Origin of the sequence: Brevibacterium sp. SIMBA_078 (genome assembly GCF_046534565.1) — a bacterium.
GTDB lineage: Bacteria > Actinomycetota > Actinomycetes > Actinomycetales > Brevibacteriaceae > Brevibacterium.
Genome location: NZ_JAWRYQ010000220.1, coordinates 1 through 271, shown reverse-complemented (window position 1 = coordinate 271; position 271 = coordinate 1). Strand labels below are relative to the sequence as shown.

Here is a 271-nt window from a genome sequence, read left to right as displayed (position 1 = left end):
ATAAGGCCGGTAGAAATGCCTTTCAGCGTCATTCCGCGATTGATGTTTTTACGAATGGCTACGTCACCTAAATAGCTGGCTTCATGCAGCGCAATTATTGGGGAGAGCATCTTTTCAACAGGAAAAGGCGTTGCATCGCCAACAAAACGACGCGAATAATCAACAAAAATGTCCAGATCAACCACGTTGACATCACCCTCTTCAGCCAATAAGTCATTCTCTTTCAGCAAGTCAATAAATTTCGCTTTTGTTATTGTTTCAAGCTGTTCAC

Annotated in this window: 1 protein-coding gene; it reads right to left on the bottom strand. The window is 42.4% G+C overall.

Going from position 1 to position 271, the window contains the following annotated elements; all coding sequences use genetic code 11:
- Window positions 1–271 (bottom strand): hypothetical protein (locus SB749_RS19500; RefSeq protein WP_410711762.1); only part of this gene is annotated, 271 nt, incomplete at both ends.